Genomic DNA, 19,591 nt, shown 5'->3' with positions numbered 1-19,591 from the left:
TTTAATCTGAATCGATGATGTGCTTATTTGTGATAATCATCATGTGAATGTGAAAGGCCCTCCTGAATAATATGTTCAATTAGCAAACAATCTGAACGGAGTTGATCCATGGCCGTCACCACAGGCGTTATCGCCGACGATTTTACCGGCGCAACGGACATTGCAAGCTTTATGGCGCAGCAGGGGTGGCGCGTCGCGCTTCTGCCCGGTATGCCCGATACCGCGCAATGCTGGAATGAAGAGGTTGACGCTATCGTCATCTCGCTGAAAAGCCGCTCATTACCCGCAGAACAGGCCGTCGCCCAATCCCTGGCCTGTGCCCGCTGGCTGAAACAAAATGCAGGTGTCCGCCAGATTTATTTTAAATATTGTTCGACGTTTGACTCCACGCCAACAGGCAATATTGGCCCGGTCAGCGATGCATTGATGAACGACCTGCAGGTTCCGCTGATCGTCCACTGCCCCGCTCTGCCGCAAAACGGACGCACGGTGGTGCATGGTCATCTTTTTGTACACGGTGTACTGCTTAACGAATCCGGGATGGAAAAGCATCCGCTCAATCCAATGAACGATGCCAGCCTGCCGCGCCTGCTGAGCGCGCAAACGCCAGGCGCGGTTGGTTGCATCAACCTCACGACCCTGCGTCAAGGTGTGGAAGCGGTCACTTACGCCCTGGCCCAACTTCAGGCTGAAGGTACGCGTCACGTTATCGTCGATACGCTGGATGAAGCAGATCTCAACACGCTGGCGCAAGCTCTCCATGCCAGCCCTCTGTTAGCCGGGGGCTCCGGGCTCGGCGGCGCGCTGGCCGCCTGCAGCGGAGGCCAGCAATCCATGCCGCCGGACTCTTTTCCACTGCCTGCCAAAACGGTGGTGTTCTCCGGTAGCTGTTCGGCAATGAGCAATCGTCAGGTTAATCGCTATAAGGCCGCGGCAGCGTCTCGTTTGCTTGATGTGTCCCGCTGCCTGTCTGATGCCGAACGCTACACCGATGAACTGAGCACCTGGGCGATGACGCATATCAGCGACTCATTAGCGCCACTGATATACGCCACCCAGCCGCCAGACGTACTCAAACGTATTCAACAGGAGCACGGCGAACAGGCCGCCAGCCAGGCAATCGAACACGCTTTTGCCCGGCTGAGTTCAAAGCTACGGACTGCGGGTGTAAACACCTTTATCGTCGCGGGCGGAGAAACCTCCGGCACCGTTGTGGAAGCCTTGCAGGTGAAGCGTCTGTCCGTCGGCAAAGCCATTGCGCCAGGCGTGCCGTGGGTATTTTCCTCCGGTCTGGCGCTGGCGCTGAAGTCAGGCAACTTTGGTGACGACGATTTCTTTTTTACTGCCCAGGAGTACGCATTATGAATTCGGTGAGTGAACACCAACTGCGCGAACTACTCGTCCACTATGGCCGTTCCCTGTTTATGCGCGGTTACAGCAGCGGCGGTTCCGGCAATCTTAGCGTCAAAATGCCGGATGGCGGCTATCTGGTGACCCCGACCAACTCTTGTCTGGGCGAGCTTGATCCTGCCACGCTAAGTCGGCTGGATGCCAACGGCGTTCATCTTAGCGGTGACAAACCCTCAAAAGAGGTGCCCATGCATCTGGCGTGGTATCGACATCGGCCATCCTGCGGCGCGGTCGTGCACCTGCATTCTCCATGGCTGACCGCGCTCTCCTGCCTGCCGTGCACCACGCCGAAAAACTGCCTGCCGCCGTTAACGCCGTACTATGTGATGCGCGTCGGTCAGTTACCGCTGCTGCCCTATTTCAAGCCAGGCCATGAGGGCATTGCCAGCGCACTGAGTGAAATCGCGGCAGACCATACGGCCGCGCTGCTGGCCAATCACGGGCCGGTAGTAAGCGGTCGCTCGCTGCGTGAGGCGGTGTTTAACGCCGAAGAACTGGAAGACAGCGCCCGCATCTGGCTGACGTTAAAACCGCTTGGCTATGTTCCGCTCTCAGAAGAAGCGGTGGCCGAACTTGAACATTCCCGGCAAGCGTGAGGTGACATAATGATCCCCGAGCAACGACGTGATTTTATCTACCGCTACGTGCACGAAAAAAATGCCGCCTCATTTAATGAACTGGCAGATTTGATGAGAGTGTCGCATATGACCGTGCGTCGCGACATCCAGTTGCTGGAAGAAGAAGGCAAAGTTATCGCCATTAACGGCGGAGTTAAGCTGAATAACCTGCTGAAATCCGAGCTGCCATGGCGGGAAAAAGCCGAGTTGAATCATGACGTGAAACGTAAAATGGGCCAGCTCGCCGCCATGCTCATTGAGCCCGGACAAACGCTGTATCTGGATGCCGGAACGTCGTTGTTTGAAGTGGCGAAAGCGGTCGCCGCCAGCCACTGTTTCAATCTGACGGTAGTAACCAACGATTTTTCCATCAGCCACTATCTGATGGATATGCCGCACATAACGCTCTATCACACCGGTGGTCTGGTGGATCAGCGTAACCGCTCATGCCTTGGAAAAAGCGCCGCCAGTTTTCTGCGCACCATTAATATTGACGTGGCGTTTCTGAGCTCCTCATCGTGGGATACCGAACGCGGTATGTCGACGCCGAGCGAAGGGAAAGCTTCGGTTAAAGAAGCGGTACTCACCGTTTCCCGGCGTCGGGTGCTGGTCTGCGACAGCAGTAAGTTTGGCAAATACGGCATGTTCCATATCTGTGGGCTGGAACAGTTAACCGACATTATTTCTGATAACCGGTTACCGGAAAACGCCCAGCAAACTATTGCCAGCCAGGGCGTTAAGCTGCATCTGGTTGATAACCGGGAGGGTGCGCGCCATGCTGAAGTTAGCGGCTAACCTCGACTGGTTGTTTACAGATTTACCGATAGCGGCGCGATTTGCGGCGGCGCAGGCGGCTGGTTTTCGCGGCGTTGAAGGGCTATTTCTCTGGCAGCACCCGCTGGCGCATTTGCACGCTGCACAGCGGGAAACATCCCTGCCGGTGGTGCTGATGAACGCACCGGCGGGTAACTGGGCACAAGGTGAGCGGGGACTGGCCGCGCAGCCCGGTCGAGACCCGGAATTTCACCATAGCCTGAACGTGGCGCGTGATTACGCCACGGCGCTGGGCTGTCCTCGGGTTCACGTTATGGCCGGTTCGCGCTGCGACGATCTGACGCTTCACGCTCAGCGCACTCTCCTGACCAACCGGCTGCGTATCGCCTGCGATATGATGGCTGAAGCGGAAATCGATGTGCTGATTGAACCGTTAAATTCGCAGGATATGCCCGGTTATTTTATTGACAGCTTTCCGTTGGCCGAATCTATTATTCAAGAGGTTGGCAAGAAAAATATCGGTTTACAGTTTGATATTTACCACTGTCAGAAAATTCATGGCAATGTGGCAAAAAATATTGAACGCTACTTCACCTTAATTAAACATTTTCAAATTGCTTCTGTCCCCTATCGCCATGAACCGGGAACAGGTGAATTAAATGAAGCATGGCTATTCGATTTTATTAGAAAAATGAATTACCAGGGCTGGATTGGCTGTGAATATCAACCGTCAACATCAGGGCCCGACTCATTAAACTGGATAACGCCTTACCTATAATTTAAATATCTCTGTACCGGAGGAAAATATGTCGGATACTGTTATTATTTCGCTGGCACCCGTTGCCGCGGATTGCCCCAGAGTTATACCCGCAGAACTGGCGCAGGAAATACTCGCCAGCGTTGAGCATGGCGCGTCCATCGTGCATTTACACGTTCGCGATAAACAGGGTCGCCTGACGCCGGATACCACCGATTTTCAGGCGACCATTGATAACGTCATGCGCCATTCAGACCTGATTATTCAGGCGTCTACCGGCGGTGTCTCTTCAATGTCCATCGCCGAACGCTGCGCGCCACTCTCCTGCCCCGGCGTAGAGATGGCTTCGCTGAACGTCGGTTCCGTCAACCTCGGAGATGCGGTGTACTTTAATCCCGGTCCGGACGTGGAATATTGCTCCCGGCAAATAGTCGAGCGCAATATTATTCCCGAGTTTGAAGTTTTTGAAATTGGCATGATTAATAACATCCTGAACCTTGAAGATAAAATAAAATTCCAAAAACCCATGCTCTTTAATATCGTCCTCGGCCATCGCGGCAGTACGCCAGCAACCATTGACGCTTTAATTGCTCTGCGTAGCATGATCCCGCGCGATGCCTTATGGGGTATTACTCATTTTGGCAGAAAGAACTTCGATATTATTGCCGCCGCCGTCGGCATGGGGGCCAGTGAAGTACGAATCGGCTTTGAGGATAGCTATTATTTAAGTGCTGAAGAAAAAGCACAGCATAATTACCAGCAGGTTGCCAAACTCGCCACGCTCATTCGCAGCATGGATAAAAAAGTCGCCACGCCAGAAATTGCGCGGCACATGTTATCTATTCCATCCCGGCAGCAATAACAACAGCAAGGACATTTCAACATGACTATGACCACTGTTATTCACAAAACCGGACTCGGCGTCAGCGTTGCGGGCGCGGCGCTGGCGATTATCGGTGCGCTAATCCAGTCCGCGGCGCTCTGGCAGCCCGGGCTGGTGATGTTCACCGCCGGATTCGCCGCCGGAGCAGGCTACTGGCCGGGTCTACGCAGCTATCAGTTTACGCTATGGATCATCGCCGGGTTTGTCGCCGCCATGACCTGGTCTACGGATCTGATCGTCTGGGGCGGTTTCAATATCACCCATAAATGGATCGTGTTCCTCGTCATTCAGGCCACCATGTTTAGCATGGGCACTAAGCTAACGATCCAGGATTTTATTGACGTCGCCAAAATGCCGTGGGCGGTGTTTATTGGCACCTTCTGCCACTTCGTTATCATGCCTCTGCTCGGCCTGAGCATTACGCTTATCTTTAACTTTCCGCCTGAGGTGGCGGTCGGGATTCTGCTGATTGGCGCCTGCCCAAGCGGACTCTCCTCTACCGTCATGGTCTATATCGCGAACGCCAACCTGGCGCTGGCGGTCTCGATCGCCGCAGTCTCAACGCTGGCGGCGACGGTGATGACGCCGCTGTGGGTTAATCTGCTGGCGGGGTCGATGATCGATATCCAGCTCACCGCAATGGTAATGGATGTGGTGAAAATCGTATTGATCCCCATCGGCGCGGCAATTCTGCATGACTATCTGAAAACCTATGCGGGCGTGCGCGGACGCCGTGTCGTCCAGATGCTGGCCGGGATCGGCGCTCTTTGGCTGCTGTATATGATTGCTGGCGGCTGGGACACGCTGTTTGGTCACGCCAGCGCCGATGCGCAAATGTACGCGGTGGTGCTCAACTTCGTGGCAGGCGGTCTCGTCTGGGCATTGTTCTACAACTGGCTGTATGGCCGCGTGGCGGGCGTGAAGAAAATCATGCCGACCATCTCAATGATGGGGATCATTTTCTTTACGACCACCGCAGCCGCAGCCGGGCGCGAGAACCTGGTGCAGGTCGGCTTCCTGCTCTGCTTCGCCATGTTGATGCATAACCTCGGCGGCTTCCTGATTGGCTATCTGATGAGCCGCTGGATCTTCCGCATGGACGTACAGTCTGCCCGCACCGTAGCCTTTGAAGTCGGCCTGCAAAACGGCGGCATGGCGTCCGGGCTTGCCGCAGCAATGGGCAAACTGGCAACGGTTGGCCTGGCCTCGGCGGTGATGACTCCGCTTGGCAACGTCAGCGGCTCGCTGCTCGCGAACTACTGGCGCAAGAAAGACGCCAGACAGGCGCAGGCCGCCGCAGCCAAAGATCCCGTTCAACCCGCTTGCGAAAATCTGTCAAAAGGATAATCACGATGACAACTCTCACTCTGGGGCATGCCCTGCGCGCCGTGGCCTCTGCGCTCGACCTCGCCGAAACATGTTACGCAAAACGCCCGTTAAGCGTAGCCGTATGCGACGCCAATGGCGAACTACTCAGCTTTGCGCGGATGGATAACGCCAAACTGTTAACCATCGAGTTAACCCAGCGCAAAGCACGCACCAGTAGCCGCCTGGGCTGTACCACGCAGGCATTTTTACAGCGACTGCAGAAAGAGCAACTGGATATTGGTTATTTTGCCGACCCGCTGTTTACGGCGCTGCCGGGCGGGATCCCGATTCTGCACCAAGGAAAATGCCTTGGGGCCGTCGCGGTAGGCGGTTTATCCGCGCAGGAAGATCATGATGCGGCGCTGGCCGTCGCGGAAACGTTACTTAAGGAGATTGCCCAATGAAAAAGGTCGCCATGCTGCATACCAGTGCCGCCACGCTTACGATGATGCAACAGCTGATTGCCGACATCATGCCGGATGTTGAAGTCATGCACCTGGTGGAAGAATCCATGATCAAGCAGGTAATGAAGGCCCAGGGCGTGACGCCCAATATTGCCGCCCGCATCGCCGACTATGTGCATATTGCCGAAAAGGCGGACTGCGATATCTTTATTACCGCCTGCTCCTCAATTGGTACTGCGGTGGAGCAATGCCAGTTTATGACCCCACTGCAGCTCGCGCGCATTGACTGCGCAATGGTGGAAGAGGCGATTGAAAAAGGTGAGCGGATCGCCGTACTGGCGACCGTGGCAACCACGCTGAAGCCAACGCTGGATTACGTACAGCGCAAAGTGCAGCAGAGCGGTAAATCGCGCACCATCACGCCTATATTAATGGAGGAGGCATTCCACGCGCTGCTGGCGGGAGACATGGATACTCATGACCGTATCGTCAGTGAAGGGTTACAGAGCGCCTTTACCCAGGCAGATGTTGTGATGCTGGCGCAGGCCTCGATGGCGCGCGTTTTACAGCAGCTCCCTTCCCCGCCGGTGCCGGTAATGACCTCGCCGGAAAGCGGAATTCGCTGGTTGAAAACACTGGCATCATCCTGATAGCGGCCGGTCAGCGCCAGCATAGGATTGCTGGCGCTGACTCATCACTTCTTTCAGGCCAGTTTCAGACTAAACGTCCGCGACTGCCCTGGCCGAAACTCGCCGTTAATTCCCTTCGTATCGCTCTGCTCGCCAGCGGGTATTTCATCCATCCCGGTTTCGCGGCAATGCATTACGCTTTGGCTAAACGACACGGCGGCATCGCAGCTGACGCTGTCAGAGGGATTAAATAAACGCAGGATGATTTCATCTCTGTCCTCTGCTTTTTTTAGCGCGCTAAGCTGACAGCCAACCGGTGACATACTCAACAGGCTGTAGCTATCGGGAACAGTAAACGCTGCTTTGTTGAGCTTCATCGCATCCCACGGGATTTTGTTATAACACTGGACGGGCGTCAGCCAGGCACGCGCCTGCTGAGCCAGGCCAACGTTAAGCGGCGTCCCGCTATAACTAAACAGGCAAAAGCGCCCGTGCAGCACGCCCCGCATCTGGGAATCCGGTACCGCCATTTTTATTCCTGACGGCCTGCCGGGACGTAATAAGAGATCCTCTTTTCCGAGTAAGCCGACGCCACGGAGCAGCGTCAGAGCAAACGTTTTTTTCTCCTCACCCACTACCTCAAATTCGCGCAATCCTTCGCTAAACACCGCGAGTCCATGACGCCCCTCCTGCAGCGCGGCGTAGTTGAGCAGATTCCAGACCGGCACCGGCGCTTCTTTCCATCCCTCAGCCTGCCAGTTGGCCATCGCTTCATCGTGAACAGGCCGTAGCAGCGAACCAAACTGGGTATCAGCCAACACGTCATTAGTGTGAAATGGCGTGGGGATAAGCACCCGAATTCGGTGATCGTCAGCCTGATTGTCAATGCGAATATCAACCTCAATCCGCCGGCTGTTATGGCTTAGCGTAACACCTATTTCGATGCTAACTTCACCATTGCGCTGACGTGACGCGCGCGCCTCCAGATCCGCCGGAACCGCCATCCGATAGCGAATGATTGCCCGGTCTTGCCATCCCTCGCGGATAATTTCATGCTCAAACGCAACGCCCGCAGACGTGAGGCGCCAATCCTCGCGCGAGGGGGAGTAATCGTACTCATCCCCGTCGTCGGCGCTTTCTTCAATCTCCAGTACGCGTTGATAAACAATCCCTGAATCCTTATCGCGTAGCTGTAGCGTTCCATCGTCATTGAGATCGATCAGCCAGAACGCGTTCTCCAACAGTGCCTGGGTCGCCGGAGCGGGTATCGCCTGACGGCCAGCAACATGCGGTTCGATATACAGCGTGCAGTACCCCATCGAAGGTAGAATCTGGTTGAGCTGAATATCAAACTCCATAAACGGCTCGTAGTTGCCGTAATGGACGATTTGCCGGTCGATAAGACCAGGATCAAGCTCGCGCACGCCACGAATAAAATAAGGGATTTCATTTCCACTGCCATCAAGCAGGCGGAACTGGCTGGCGCGAAGACGTACGGTCGTATTGATCACCGCCTCACGCGGCCAGGGCATCAGGTTGAACATCACCAGCTTGTCTTCTTCACTGTGCGCCATGTTGTCAGTGATTTTACGCAGGTAAAAACGAATCAAATTGTCGGCCATATCTTCGGCCAGCACGAAGCGTGAAACGATTTCACGATGCACTTTATCGCTACAGCAACAGCCGATGCTGTCGTGGGCATGATTCTTTAAAATCTCTTTCCACATTTTCTCCAGCAGACCGTGGTGATATTCAAAACCTAAACTCCAGGCCAGCGTGGCGAGCGGTTCCAGCAGGTTAACGATTTTATTCTCAATACGCGCATGGGTAATTTTGATATCCATTCGTGTGGAGCCAATCGTACGATGCACGCGCATATATTTACCGTCGATAAACTCGCCGTGCAGGGTAGCCAACGTCTCCCGATGCGCTTCGATATGAGCAAAAACCTCCTCGAAGCGGCTCATGACAAATTTTCGCTGCGGGTAGATTTCACGCAGTTTATCCATCACCGCAAAGATGTTTTGCTGTAACGGCATCTGGTCATGCCCGTTGGGTAATAGGATTTCTTTAGTCACCGAGGCGTTCTCCAGCACCTCGAAGTAGCCGTCAAGTCGCTTACGCAGCCCGGCCTCATCCTCGGGTAAGTACTTACCAATCGCATAGCCCAGCGGCAACACCTGTGTCGTGACCTGGCTACCGTCAGCGCTTTGCCATAAAAATTCGGTTTTATCGGTGCCATGACGTTCAGAGCACCCACGCCAGAACAGAGCCTGGTTGATACCAAAACCATTATAAATATGCGGCATCTGCCCGGACATCCCAAATGAATCAGGTAGATAACCTATCTTCATCGGTTCGCCAAAGGCCATACAATCGCGGATGCCGTACATCAGATTGCGGACAATTGACTCACCGGAAACGAGGGTCGTATCCGTTTGCGTGTACCAGGGGCCGATAATAAGCTTCCCGGCCTGCACCAGCGCTTTAACCCGCTGCCGGTTTTCAGGTTTCACCGCAAAATAGTCTTCCAGCACCGCCGTTTGACCATCCAGCACGTAATATTTGTACTCTGCATCCTGCTCAAGGCGAGTCAGGATCTCTTCCATATTGTTAACCAGCAAAATACGCGACTCTTCGGTGGTGAAGTACCACTCACGGTCCCAGTGCATATGCGGCGTAATGTGAACGCGAGATACTGCTTTCATCGTCATTTCCTGTTGAGTAAGTGCTTACGGCATCACGCTATCGGTGACGTATTTCCCCTGTTTAACCGCTTGACGCCGCCAGAGCAGTAAAATCGCCGTGGAGATAATCGTCCCAATCAGCGCAGCGCCAAACCAGCCCGCGGCGGCCATCACCGCGCTTAGGTCTGCGGGGATAAGTAAAAAGAGCGAGAAAATCCCGGCACCTGGGGTCGAAAGTCCAATCCCCATGGCCCCAACGATGGCTCCGGTCGCCATCGACCCCATCACTAAAGAGCCAATCACCCGAATCGGGTCCTCAATCGCCAGCGGAATCGCGCCTTCGGTAATCCCGGCAAGGCCGAGCAGCCAGGTGGATTTACCGGTCTCAATCTCAAACTGTTTGAACAGGCATGGCGCCAGCATGGTTGAGGCGGTGACGGTAAAAGCAGAAACCATTTTTACCGAAGCGAAAATGGCGTAGGGGCCGAATACGCCGTTGGCCATCGCGCCCAGACAAAAGGCATACGCCGCTTTATTGACCGGACCGCCAAGATCAAACGAACACATAAAGCCCAGGATCATACCGAGCAATAGCGCGTTGGTGCCTGATAACCCATTTAGCCAGGCCGTCAGCGAGGTATTGATCCAGGCGACAGGCTCGCCAATCACAAACAACATCAGGCTACCCGCGCCCAACGTGCCAATCACCGGATAGAGGTAGAACGTTAAAAAGCCATTGAATTTGCTGCTTAAACGCAGATGCTGTTTCACCCAACGCATGAGATAACCGGCAATCAGGCCACCGGCAACACCGCCAAGAAAACCCGAGCCGATTAAGTTCGCCGCCAGACCCGCCGCAAAGCCTGGAGCCAGCGCTGGTTTATCCGCCAGCGAATAAGCGGTATAGGCCGACAGTACCGGAACCATCAGCGTGCCCAGCATCCCGCCGCCGAGTTGGCGATACATCCACAGCCAGGATTTCTCTAAGCTGTACACATCCTGTAGGCCGAAAATCTGTGCAATCAATACCGCCACCGCCAGTACCGTCCCTCCGGCGACGATTAACGGCACGGCAAACGAAATTCCGCTCAGCAGTGCTTGTTTCAGGTCGGTTTTCAGCCCCTTTTTCACCTCTGTCTGTGGCTGAGAAACACGCTGGCTTTGCAGAGGCTCCAGCGCTAACGCCTGTTCAATCAGCGCTTTTGCGTGGCGCAACGGTTCGGCAACCGGAACGGAGATCGCCGGGATACCGTTGAAACGTTCACTTTCTTTAATAGCGACCTCTGCGGCGAAAATGCAGGCGCGCGCATCATTCAGTTGTTGAGCCGTTAAGCGGTCTTCAATGCCATTGGCCCCCTGTTTTTCCACCACCACGTTAACGCCCATTTGCCGACCGGCTTTCTCCAGATACTCAGCCGCCATATAGGTATGCGCAATCCCCGCCGGACATGCGGTAACGCAAACAATCGTTGGCGCATCCGCCGTCGCCACTGCGGCCTGCGGCGGTGTTTCGACCACTAATGCCGCCAGCACCGCTTCGGCGCTGGTCGCCGCCATCACGCGAGCACGCAGATCCTCATCCGCAAGGCAGGTGGTCAGTTCGGTCAGGATTTGGATATGAGTTGAACCGGCTTCATCTGGCGGGATCGCCAGTAAAAAAATAAGTTCAACAGACTCCGGGCCATCAATACCTTCCCAGTCCATCGGTTCACTCAGCGTCGCCACCGCGAAAGCCGCCTCTTTCACGGCCGACGATTTACCGTGCGGTACCGCCAATCCTTCGCCAAGCGCCGTAGGTCCCAGCGATTCGCGGTGAAAAACTTCCGCCAGATAAGCGTCGGCATCGGTGATTTTGCCTAATTCGGTCAGCCGCTGCGTAAGTTGGCAAATGGCATCGTCACGATCGGTAAATCTCGCCTGCACACAGACTGCGCGAGGGTGGGACAGTATTGTCAAATTCATCATGGTCCTCAGAGGATTGTCATTATTATGTGCCGCGATTGTCGCAGACAAAACAATACCTTTACGTGATCAATTTCACTAACAAGACAATATTTGTATTTAATTTGTATTATTTACTATTGATAAAATGTACGCATAATTTGTCTTGAATATCTGACTTTATTGCCGACAAAAGCGAAAAGAGATGAGCAAAAAACCGATGTACCGCCAGATAGCCGACGTTCTGCGCGAACAAGTTGCAAAAGGTGAATTAAAACCAGGTGATGCACTTCCCACAGAATCTACGCTACAGAGCCGTTTCGAGGTCAGCCGCGTGACCATCAGGCAAGCACTCAAGCTGCTGACGGAACAGAATATTATCGAGAGCATTCAGGGCAGCGGTTGGTATGTGAAAGAGGAGCGCGTCAATTACGACATTTATCAGCTCACCAGTTTTTATGAGAAGCTTGCCGACCGTCAGGTTGAAACGCACAGCGAAGTGAAGGTCTTTGAGGTCATTCCAGCAGGAGAGATGCTGGCCGAATGGCTACAGCTGGCGGCTGAAGATAAAGTCTGGCATGTAAAACGGGTTCGTTTTATTAAGCAGAAAGCCGTTACCCTCGAAGAGACATGGATGCCGCTCGCCCTCTTTCCCGATCTCACCTGGGAGGTGATGGAAAATTCTAAATATCACTACATAGAACAGATCAAAAAGATGGTTATCGATCGCAGCGAGCAGGAACTGATCCCGGTTATTCCGGATGAGGATACTGTAGAAATGCTGGGCATGCCGCAGGGGAAACCAGTGCTGGAGAAAATCTCTCGCGGGTTTCTGCTCGATGGTCGTGTTTTTGAATACAGCCGCAACACCTTCAAAAGCGACGATTATAAATTTACGCTGGTGGCAAAACGACGCCATTAAAAAAGGCCATCATCAGATGGCCAACCATGTCGAAACGGGACCAGCCCTTGACTATGCAGAGAGTCAGGGCTGTTTTTTTTCTTACTTAATCACTGTTTTCAGCGCTTCGCCGATATCGGCCAGGCTACGAACGGTTTTCACGCCAGCGGCTTCCAGCGCAGCGAATTTCTCATCCGCCGTACCTTTACCACCTGCGATGATCGCCCCAGCGTGACCCATACGTTTACCTTTCGGCGCAGTCACACCCGCGATGTAACCCACAACCGGCTTGGTCACATGATCTTTAATGTACGCCGCCGCTTCTTCTTCCGCGCTACCGCCGATCTCACCGATCATGACGATCGCTTCGGTCTGCGGATCTTCCTGGAACAGCTTCAGGATATCGATGAAGTTAGAGCCTGGGATCGGGTCGCCGCCGATACCCACACAGGTAGACTGACCAAAACCGTAGTCGGTGGTCTGCTTAACCGCTTCATAGGTCAGCGTACCGGAACGAGAAACGATACCGACTTTACCAGGCTTGTGAATATGGCCCGGCATGATGCCGATTTTACATTCGCCAGGGGTGATAACACCTGGGCAGTTCGGGCCTATCATGCGTACGCCAGCTTCATCCAGCTTCACTTTCACGGTCAGCATATCCAGCGTTGGGATACCTTCGGTGATGGTGATGATAAGCTTGATGCCTGCATCGATAGCTTCCAGGATGGAGTCTTTGCAGAACGGAGCCGGAACGTAGATAACGGTGGCGGTTGCGCCGGTCGCTTCTACTGCTTCACGTACGGTGTTGAACACCGGCAGACCCAGATGCGTGGTGCCGCCTTTGCCCGGCGTAACACCGCCGACCATTTGCGTACCGTAAGCAATCGCTTGTTCAGAGTGGAATGTCCCCTGGCTACCGGTGAAGCCCTGGCAGATAACCTTGGTATCTTTATTAATTAAAACTGACATTATTTCCCCTCCACTGCGGCAACAACCTGCTGAGCTGCATCCGTCAGACTTTTCGCTGCAATAATATTCAGGCCGCTATCAGCCAATTTTTTCGCGCCGAGTTCAGCGTTGTTACCTTCAAGACGTACCACGACCGGAACGTTAACGCCCACTTCTGCTACCGCGCCGATGATACCGTCCGCGATCAGGTCGCAGCGTACGATACCGCCGAAGATGTTAACCAGTACGGCTTTAACATTGTCGTCAGAGAGGATAATTTTGAACGCTTCGGTTACACGCTCTTTGGTCGCACCGCCGCCAACGTCAAGGAAGTTAGCCGGTTCGCCGCCGTGAAGTTTAACGATGTCCATGGTGCCCATTGCCAGGCCCGCGCCGTTAACCATACAACCGATGTTGCCGTCCAGAGCGACGTAGTTCAGTTCCCACTGTGCGGCCTGTGCTTCACGCGGATCTTCCTGAGACTGATCGCGCATTTCACGCAGGTCAGCCTGGCGGAACAGCGCGTTGCCGTCAGCGCCCAGTTTGCCGTCGAGGCAGATCAGATCACCCTGCTTGGTCACTACCAGCGGGTTGATTTCGATCAGCGCCAGATCGCGCTCAAGGAAGATAGTCGCCAGACCCATGAAGATCTTGGTGAACTGCTGAACCTGTTTTCCTTCCAGACCCAGTTTGAACGCCAGTTCACGACCCTGATAAGGCATCGGACCGGCCAGCGGATCGAGCGCTACTTTGTGGATCAGGTGCGGCGTTTCTTCCGCCACTTTTTCAATTTCCACGCCGCCTTCGGTAGAGGCCATGAAGACCACGCGACGGGAACTACGGTCAACAACTGCGCCGAGGTAAAGTTCTTTACCAATGTCGGTCGCTGCTTCAACCAGAATCTGATTTACCGGTTGACCATGGGCGTCTGTCTGGTAAGTAACCAGACGTTTACCCAGCCAGTGTTCAGCAAAAGCGCGAATGTCTTCTTTGCTGTTCACAACCTTCACACCGCCCGCTTTACCACGGCCACCAGCGTGAACCTGACATTTCACTACCCACGGGCCTGCGCCGATTTTAGATGCAGCTTCTTCAGCTTCACGCGGAGTAGTACAGGCATATCCCACCGGTGCCGGTAAGCCATAGCGGGCAAAAAGTTGTTTTGCCTGATATTCATGTAAGTTCATGTGTTCTGTCCATCCTTCAGGTAATCGTTATCTTTTACCCGTAGGCCTGATAAGCCTCCAGACCTACGGGGCAGGTGATACTCTTATTTACTACACGTCCAGCAGCAGACGCGTCGGATCTTCCAGCAACTCTTTAATGGTTACCAGGAAGCCTACTGACTCACGACCATCGATCAAACGGTGGTCATAAGACAGCGCCAGATACATCATCGGCAGGATTTCAACCTTGCCGTCTACGGCCATCGGACGATCTTTGATGGCATGCATACCCAGGATGGCGCTCTGCGGTGGGTTGATGATCGGGGTAGACATCAGGGAACCGAACACGCCACCGTTAGTGATGGTGAAGTTACCGCCCGTCAGATCGTCGACCGTCAGCTTGCCGTCGCGACCTTTAACTGCCAGTTCTTTAATATTTTTCTCGATGTCAGCCATACCCAGCAGATCCACATCACGCAGGACCGGCGTGACCAGGCCACGCGGCGTGGAGACCGCCATGCTGACATCAAAGTAGTTGTGGTAAACCACGTCATCACCGTCGATGGACGCGTTCACTTCCGGATAGCGTTTCAGCGCTTCAACAACCGCTTTCACGTAGAAAGACATAAAGCCCAGACGGATACCGTGACGTTTCTCGAACGCGTCACCGTACTGCTTACGCAGATCCATGATTGGCTTCATGTTGACTTCGTTGAACGTGGTCAGCATGGCGGTGGAGTTTTTCGCTTCCAGCAGACGCTCAGCTACGCGTTTGCGTAGACGGGTCATCGGAACACGTTTTTCGCCACGAGCGCCCAGTTGAGCCTGTGGTGCAGGCGCGGCGGCCGGCGCTTTGGCTTCTGCTTTCGCAGCCGGTGCTTTGGCCAGATGCTTTTCAACATCTTCACGCGTGATACGACCACCGACGCCGGTGCCATTGATGGCGCTGGCTTCGAGATTATGCTCACCCAGCAGGCGACGGATCGCCGGGCTCAGGGCATCGTTGTTATGTTCAGCAAGAGACGCCTGCTGGCGTTGTGCCGGAGTAGAATCTTTCTCTTCAGACTTGGCGCTGGTCTCTTTGCCAGAGCTGTTGCCTTCACGCAGGCGACCGAGGATCTGGCGAGAAGTGACGGTTGTCCCTTCATCTTCCAGAACCGCATCAAGAATACCGTCCGCTGATGCCGGTACTTCCAGTACCACTTTGTCAGTTTCGATTTCTACCAGTACTTCATCACGACGTACTGCATCGCCCGGTTTTTTGTGCCAGGTTGCAACCGTTGCATCCGCTACGGATTCAGGCAGGTCGGGAACAAGAATATCTACGCTACTCATTATTTATCCTTTATTTAATCGACGTTCAGCGCGTCATTAACCAGATCTTGTTGCTGCTTCTGGTGAACGGACATATATCCTACTGCCGGAGAGGCAGAGGCCGGGCGACCTGCATAACGCAGAGCTGACCCAAATGGAATTACTTCACGGAAATGATGCTGGCTGCAGTACCATGCGCCCTGGTTGAGCGGCTCTTCCTGGCACCAGACAAAATCATGTACATGAGCAAACGGTTTCAGCGCTTCCTGCACCGCTTTATGCGGGAACGGATAGAGCTGTTCGATACGCACAATGGCGACATCTTTTTGGTCGTTCTTGCGGCGTTGCTCCAACAGGTCGTAATAAACCTTACCAGAACACATCACGACACGCTTCACGCCTTTAGGATCAAGTTCATCTACTTCGCCAATGGCTGGCAGGAAGGTGCCATTTGCCAGTTCGTCCAGCGTGGACACCGCCAGCGGATGACGCAGCAGCGACTTCGGTGACATCACTACCAGCGGACGACGCATTCCGCGCAGCGCCTGACGACGCAGCATGTGGTAAACCTGTGCCGGGGTAGACGGGACGCAAACCTGCATGTTTTGCTCAGCGCAAAGTTGCAGATAACGTTCCAGACGCGCGGAGGAGTGCTCCGGCCCCTGACCTTCATAGCCGTGTGGCAGCAGCATAACCAGACCGCACATACGGCCCCATTTCTGCTCGCCGGAAGAGATGAACTGGTCGATAACCACCTGCGCACCGTTGGCGAAGTCACCGAACTGCGCTTCCCAGATAGTCAGAGTGCGCGGTTCTGCCGTGGCATAACCGTATTCGAATGCCAGCACCGCTTCTTCAGACAGCACGGAGTCCCATACGCGGAACGTGCCCTGCCCGTTATGCACATGCTGCAGCGGAGTGTACGTTGAACCATTCGCCTGGTTATGAATAACCGCATGACGGTGGAAGAAGGTTCCACGGCCAGAGTCTTCACCCGACAGACGTACCGGAATACCTTCATCAACCAGCGTGGCGTAAGCCAAATTCTCTGCGCCACCCCAGTCGAACAGCTTCTCGCCTGCGGCCATGGCCTGACGGTCGCCGTAAATTTTGGCAACACGCGACTGCATTTCCACCGCTTCAGGCACGGTGCTGATGCGTTTTGCCAGCTCCTGCAGACGCTTCATCTCAACTTTGTTCGGGTAGTTTTCATCCCATTCGTGGTTGAGGTACGGAGACCAGGTGAAGGAGTGCATATTCATTGGACGCCACTCTTTCACCACGCATTCGCCTGCGTCCAGCGCGTCACGATACAGATTGACCATTTCGGTCGCATCTTCCAGCGTAGCGACGTTGTCCGCTTCCAGCTTGTCAGCGTAGATTTTGCGCGGAGTTGGATGCTTTTTGATTTTCTGATACATCAGCGGCTGGGTTGCGCTTGGCTCGTCGGCTTCGTTGTGGCCGTGACGGCGGTAGCACACCAGATCGATGAAGACATCGCGTTTAAAGGTATTACGGAAATCCAGTGCCAGACGCGTTACGAAAGCGACCGCTTCCGGGTCATCCGCGTTCACGTGGAAAATCGGTGCCTGAACCATCTTACCGATGTCGGTGCAGTACGGTGTAGAACGTGCATCCAGCGGGTTAGAGGTGGTGAAGCCCACCTGGTTGTTGATAACGATGCGAACGGTACCGCCCACTTCGTAACCACGCGCTTTCGACATGTTCAGGGTTTCCTGAACCACGCCTTGCCCGGTTACTGCCGCATCACCATGAATAGTGATTGGCAGCACTTTATTGCTGCTCGGCTCGTCCAGACGATCCAAGCGTGCACGTACGGAACCGATAACCACCGGGCTAACGATTTCCAGGTGCGACGGGTTAAACGCCAGCGCCAGATGCACCAGACCGCCTTCGGTTTCGATATCTGATGAGAAGCCCATGTGGTACTTCACGTCACCGGTGCCGAGGTGTTCTTTATGTTTGCCCGCAAATTCGTCGAATAGATCCTGCGGCTTTTTACCCAGCACGTTAACCAGGACGTTCAGACGACCACGGTGCGCCATACCCAGTACCACTTCACGGGTACCGCTATTACCGGCGTGGCGGATCATCTCTTTGAGCATTGGGATTAACGCATCACCGCCTTCCAGCGAGAAGCGTTTCGCGCCCGGGAACTTCGCGCCCAGGTAGCGTTCCAGACCTTCCGCTGCGGTCAGTTCGCTGAGGAAGCGTTTCTTCTCTTCACTACTGAACGCAGTACGACCAGACTCGATACGCTGCTGAAGCCAGCGTTTTTCTTCGGTGCTGGTGATGTGCATATACTCGGCGCCAATCGGGCCGCAGTAGGTTTGTTTCAGCGCGACAACCAGGTCGCTCAGCTTCATCGTGTCTTTGCCACCGGCAAAAGAACCCACGTTAAAGCTTTCCTGGAAATCCGCATCGGTCAGATCGTGGAAGGAGGGATCCAGATCGGCCACATTTTCTTGCTGCCACAGTCCCAGCGGATCGAGATTCGCATGCTGATGACCGCGGAAACGATAGGCGTTAATGAGCTGCAGGACTTTAACCTGCTTCACATTGGCATCAGGGTCGGAAATAGAAGAAGAGTAACGTGGGGTAATCAACGCCTGTCGACGGAAATAATCACGTGTTTTTGAGTGGAGTTGATCCGGTTTGACTCCGGTACCAGGTAACTGCTGGAACGTCGAACGCCAGTTAGCATCTACCGAGTCAGGGTCGGTTAAGAAGTCTTCATAGAGCTGTTCTATCCAGCTCTGGTTAGAACCAGAGAGGTAAGAAGAGTCCAACCAGGCTTTCAAAGCGCTGTTCTGCATCGTGATCCCTTAAGCATTTGTATGCTTATTTCGCCGTGGATACTACCACGCACACCGATGTGCGTGCCGGGGTTCACTTGTTGCGGACTGTCGTGTCATCTGCGTCCGCTAAGGAACCTTTAAAAACTGTCTAATAATCGTCGTCGTTCAGGCTGCGATTATTGCTATCAATGTGGCAGTTTTTAGAGGTTTCCCTGCACGGCCGGGGAATCTCTTCCCCGGCAACTACAACTACTTATGCACTACGTTTGAGCAGCATCGACTTAATATGACCGATGGCGCGCGTCGGGTTCAGCCCTTTAGGACATACGCTGACGCAGTTCATGATGCTATGACAGCGGAATACGCTGAAAGCGTCACTTAAACCTTCCAGACGGCTGTCGGTCTCGGTATCGCGGCTATCAATTAAGAAGCGATACGCGGCCAACAGGCCTGCCGGGCCAATAAACTTGTCCGGGTTCCACCAGAATGATGGGCAGGACGTTGAGCAGCATGCACACAAAATACATTCATACAGCCCATCGAGCTTCTCACGCTGCTCTGGCATTTGTAAATGCTCACGAGCCGGAGGATTTTTCCCATTATTCAACAAGTAAGGCTTAATCTTCTCATACTGTGCGTAGAATTGCCCCATGTCTACCACCAAATCGCGCACAACCGGTAAACCTGGCAGCGGGCGAATGACAATTTTCTTGCCCGGCTGATTCAGTGCAGAAATAGGTGTGATACAGGCCAGTCCATTTTTGCCGTTCATGTTCAGACCGTCGGAGCCGCAGACCCCTTCACGGCAGGAGCGGCGAAACGACAGCGACGGATCTTTTTCTTTCAGCTGCATCAACGCATCCAGCAGCATCATGTCGCGCCCTTCTTCCGCCTCCAGGGTGTAATCCTGCATGCGCGGAGCGTCATCAACATCCGGGTTATAGCGATAAACTGAAAACTCGAGTTTCAT

At 54.2% G+C, this 19,591-nt stretch carries 16 protein-coding genes; 9 read left to right on the top strand and 7 right to left on the bottom strand.

Features of this window, described 5'->3' with window-relative positions; genetic code table 11:
- Positions 1-108 precede the first annotated feature (108 nt).
- From otnK to WC7_RS18395, 8 genes are read left to right on the top strand one after another with little or no spacing between them, the layout of a single operon-like run.
- A complete protein-coding gene (gene otnK / locus WC7_RS18360) occupies positions 109-1,365 on the top strand; it encodes a 3-oxo-tetronate kinase (protein ID WP_016152295.1) in 1,257 nt (418 codons plus the stop codon).
- On the top strand, positions 1,362-2,006 hold the full coding sequence (locus WC7_RS18365) for a 3-oxo-tetronate 4-phosphate decarboxylase (RefSeq protein WP_016152294.1): 645 nt from the start codon (positions 1,362-1,364) through the stop codon (positions 2,004-2,006). Before otnK ends, WC7_RS18365 begins: the two co-directional genes overlap by 4 nt.
- A 9-nt stretch (positions 2,007-2,015) precedes the next feature.
- Positions 2,016-2,822: a DeoR/GlpR family DNA-binding transcription regulator gene (locus WC7_RS18370; RefSeq protein WP_016152293.1), complete on the top strand. Its 807-nt coding sequence runs from the start codon at positions 2,016-2,018 to the stop codon at positions 2,820-2,822.
- Positions 2,803-3,579 carry a hydroxypyruvate isomerase family protein gene (locus WC7_RS18375; RefSeq protein WP_016152292.1) on the top strand — a complete coding sequence of 259 codons (777 nt, stop codon included), beginning with the start codon at positions 2,803-2,805 and terminating at the stop codon, positions 3,577-3,579. The genes WC7_RS18370 and WC7_RS18375 overlap by 20 nt, the downstream gene beginning before the upstream one ends.
- 28 nt (positions 3,580-3,607) lie before the next feature.
- Positions 3,608-4,420, top strand: coding sequence for a beta-keto acid cleavage family enzyme (locus tag WC7_RS18380; RefSeq protein ID WP_016152291.1), 813 nt, complete (start codon positions 3,608-3,610; stop codon positions 4,418-4,420).
- 21 nt (positions 4,421-4,441) lie between these two features.
- Positions 4,442-5,788 (top strand): bile acid:sodium symporter family protein, encoded by a 1,347-nt coding sequence (locus WC7_RS18385; protein ID WP_016152290.1) that lies wholly within the window; start codon positions 4,442-4,444, stop codon positions 5,786-5,788.
- A 5-nt stretch (positions 5,789-5,793) separates the two neighbouring features.
- Entirely contained in the window at positions 5,794-6,213 is a 420-nt protein-coding gene (locus WC7_RS18390) for a GlcG/HbpS family heme-binding protein (RefSeq protein WP_016152289.1), read from the top strand.
- Complete coding sequence (locus WC7_RS18395) at positions 6,210-6,863, top strand: aspartate/glutamate racemase family protein (protein ID WP_016152288.1); 654 nt, start codon at positions 6,210-6,212, stop codon at positions 6,861-6,863. Before WC7_RS18390 ends, WC7_RS18395 begins: the two co-directional genes overlap by 4 nt.
- A 53-nt stretch (positions 6,864-6,916) precedes the next feature.
- Here the strand turns inward: WC7_RS18395 and mngB are convergent, their stop codons facing one another.
- Together mngB and mngA are read right to left on the bottom strand one after the other, a co-directional pair.
- Entirely contained in the window at positions 6,917-9,550 is a 2,634-nt protein-coding gene (gene mngB, locus WC7_RS18400) for a mannosylglycerate hydrolase (protein ID WP_016152287.1), read from the bottom strand.
- Positions 9,551-9,574: 24 nt separating this feature from the next.
- Complete coding sequence (mngA, locus tag WC7_RS18405; protein WP_016152286.1) at positions 9,575-11,491, bottom strand: PTS 2-O-a-mannosyl-D-glycerate transporter subunit IIABC; 1,917 nt, start codon at positions 11,489-11,491, stop codon at positions 9,575-9,577.
- Positions 11,492-11,675: 184 nt separating this feature from the next.
- Here mngA and WC7_RS18410 point away from each other — a divergent pair, with 184 nt between their 5' ends.
- Positions 11,676-12,392 carry a GntR family transcriptional regulator gene (locus tag WC7_RS18410; protein WP_019076293.1) on the top strand — a complete coding sequence of 239 codons (717 nt, stop codon included), beginning with the start codon at positions 11,676-11,678 and terminating at the stop codon, positions 12,390-12,392.
- Between the two features lie 81 nt (positions 12,393-12,473).
- Here the strand turns inward: WC7_RS18410 and sucD are convergent, their stop codons facing one another.
- The 5 genes from sucD to sdhB form a co-directional block, all read right to left on the bottom strand.
- Positions 12,474-13,343, bottom strand: a complete 870-nt coding sequence (gene sucD / locus WC7_RS18415) for a succinate--CoA ligase subunit alpha (RefSeq protein WP_003022929.1) — start codon at positions 13,341-13,343, stop codon at positions 12,474-12,476.
- Entirely contained in the window at positions 13,343-14,509 is a 1,167-nt protein-coding gene (gene sucC / locus WC7_RS18420) for an ADP-forming succinate--CoA ligase subunit beta (RefSeq protein WP_003022927.1), read from the bottom strand. Before sucC ends, sucD begins: the two co-directional genes overlap by 1 nt.
- Positions 14,510-14,599: 90 nt before the next feature.
- Positions 14,600-15,823: a 2-oxoglutarate dehydrogenase complex dihydrolipoyllysine-residue succinyltransferase gene (gene odhB / locus WC7_RS18425; protein ID WP_016152284.1), complete on the bottom strand. Its 1,224-nt coding sequence runs from the start codon at positions 15,821-15,823 to the stop codon at positions 14,600-14,602.
- 14 nt (positions 15,824-15,837) lie between these two features.
- Positions 15,838-18,639, bottom strand: coding sequence for a 2-oxoglutarate dehydrogenase E1 component (gene sucA, locus WC7_RS18430; protein ID WP_016152283.1), 2,802 nt, complete (start codon positions 18,637-18,639; stop codon positions 15,838-15,840).
- Between the two features lie 235 nt (positions 18,640-18,874).
- Complete coding sequence (sdhB, locus tag WC7_RS18435) at positions 18,875-19,591, bottom strand: succinate dehydrogenase iron-sulfur subunit SdhB (protein WP_003022921.1); 717 nt, start codon at positions 19,589-19,591, stop codon at positions 18,875-18,877.

Source organism: Citrobacter sp. KTE151 (assembly GCF_000398845.1).
Classification (GTDB): Bacteria; Pseudomonadota; Gammaproteobacteria; order Enterobacterales; family Enterobacteriaceae; genus Citrobacter; species Citrobacter braakii.
This window is presented reverse-complemented; position numbering and strand designations above follow the sequence as displayed.

Excerpts from the sequence above, each read along its gene's own strand:
- sucC (WP_003022927.1), bottom strand. The coding sequence starts at position 14,509 with ATGAACTTACATGAATATCAGGCAAAACAACTTTTTGCCCGCTATGGC.
- WC7_RS18395 (WP_016152288.1), top strand. The coding sequence starts at position 6,210 with ATGAAAAAGGTCGCCATGCTGCATACCAGTGCCGCCACGCTTACGATG.
- WC7_RS18380 (WP_016152291.1), top strand. The coding sequence starts at position 3,608 with ATGTCGGATACTGTTATTATTTCGCTGGCACCCGTTGCCGCGGATTGC.
- sucD (WP_003022929.1), bottom strand. The coding sequence starts at position 13,343 with ATGTCAGTTTTAATTAATAAAGATACCAAGGTTATCTGCCAGGGCTTC.
- WC7_RS18385 (WP_016152290.1), top strand. The coding sequence starts at position 4,442 with ATGACTATGACCACTGTTATTCACAAAACCGGACTCGGCGTCAGCGTT.
- mngB (WP_016152287.1), bottom strand. The coding sequence starts at position 9,550 with ATGAAAGCAGTATCTCGCGTTCACATTACGCCGCATATGCACTGGGAC.
- WC7_RS18370 (WP_016152293.1), top strand. The coding sequence starts at position 2,016 with ATGATCCCCGAGCAACGACGTGATTTTATCTACCGCTACGTGCACGAA.
- sdhB (WP_003022921.1), bottom strand. The coding sequence starts at position 19,591 with ATGAAACTCGAGTTTTCAGTTTATCGCTATAACCCGGATGTTGATGAC.
- WC7_RS18375 (WP_016152292.1), top strand. The coding sequence starts at position 2,803 with ATGCTGAAGTTAGCGGCTAACCTCGACTGGTTGTTTACAGATTTACCG.
- otnK (WP_016152295.1), top strand. The coding sequence starts at position 109 with ATGGCCGTCACCACAGGCGTTATCGCCGACGATTTTACCGGCGCAACG.
- WC7_RS18365 (WP_016152294.1), top strand. The coding sequence starts at position 1,362 with ATGAATTCGGTGAGTGAACACCAACTGCGCGAACTACTCGTCCACTAT.
- sucA (WP_016152283.1), bottom strand. The coding sequence starts at position 18,639 with ATGCAGAACAGCGCTTTGAAAGCCTGGTTGGACTCTTCTTACCTCTCT.
- WC7_RS18410 (WP_019076293.1), top strand. The coding sequence starts at position 11,676 with ATGAGCAAAAAACCGATGTACCGCCAGATAGCCGACGTTCTGCGCGAA.
- mngA (WP_016152286.1), bottom strand. The coding sequence starts at position 11,491 with ATGAATTTGACAATACTGTCCCACCCTCGCGCAGTCTGTGTGCAGGCG.
- odhB (WP_016152284.1), bottom strand. The coding sequence starts at position 15,823 with ATGAGTAGCGTAGATATTCTTGTTCCCGACCTGCCTGAATCCGTAGCG.
- WC7_RS18390 (WP_016152289.1), top strand. The coding sequence starts at position 5,794 with ATGACAACTCTCACTCTGGGGCATGCCCTGCGCGCCGTGGCCTCTGCG.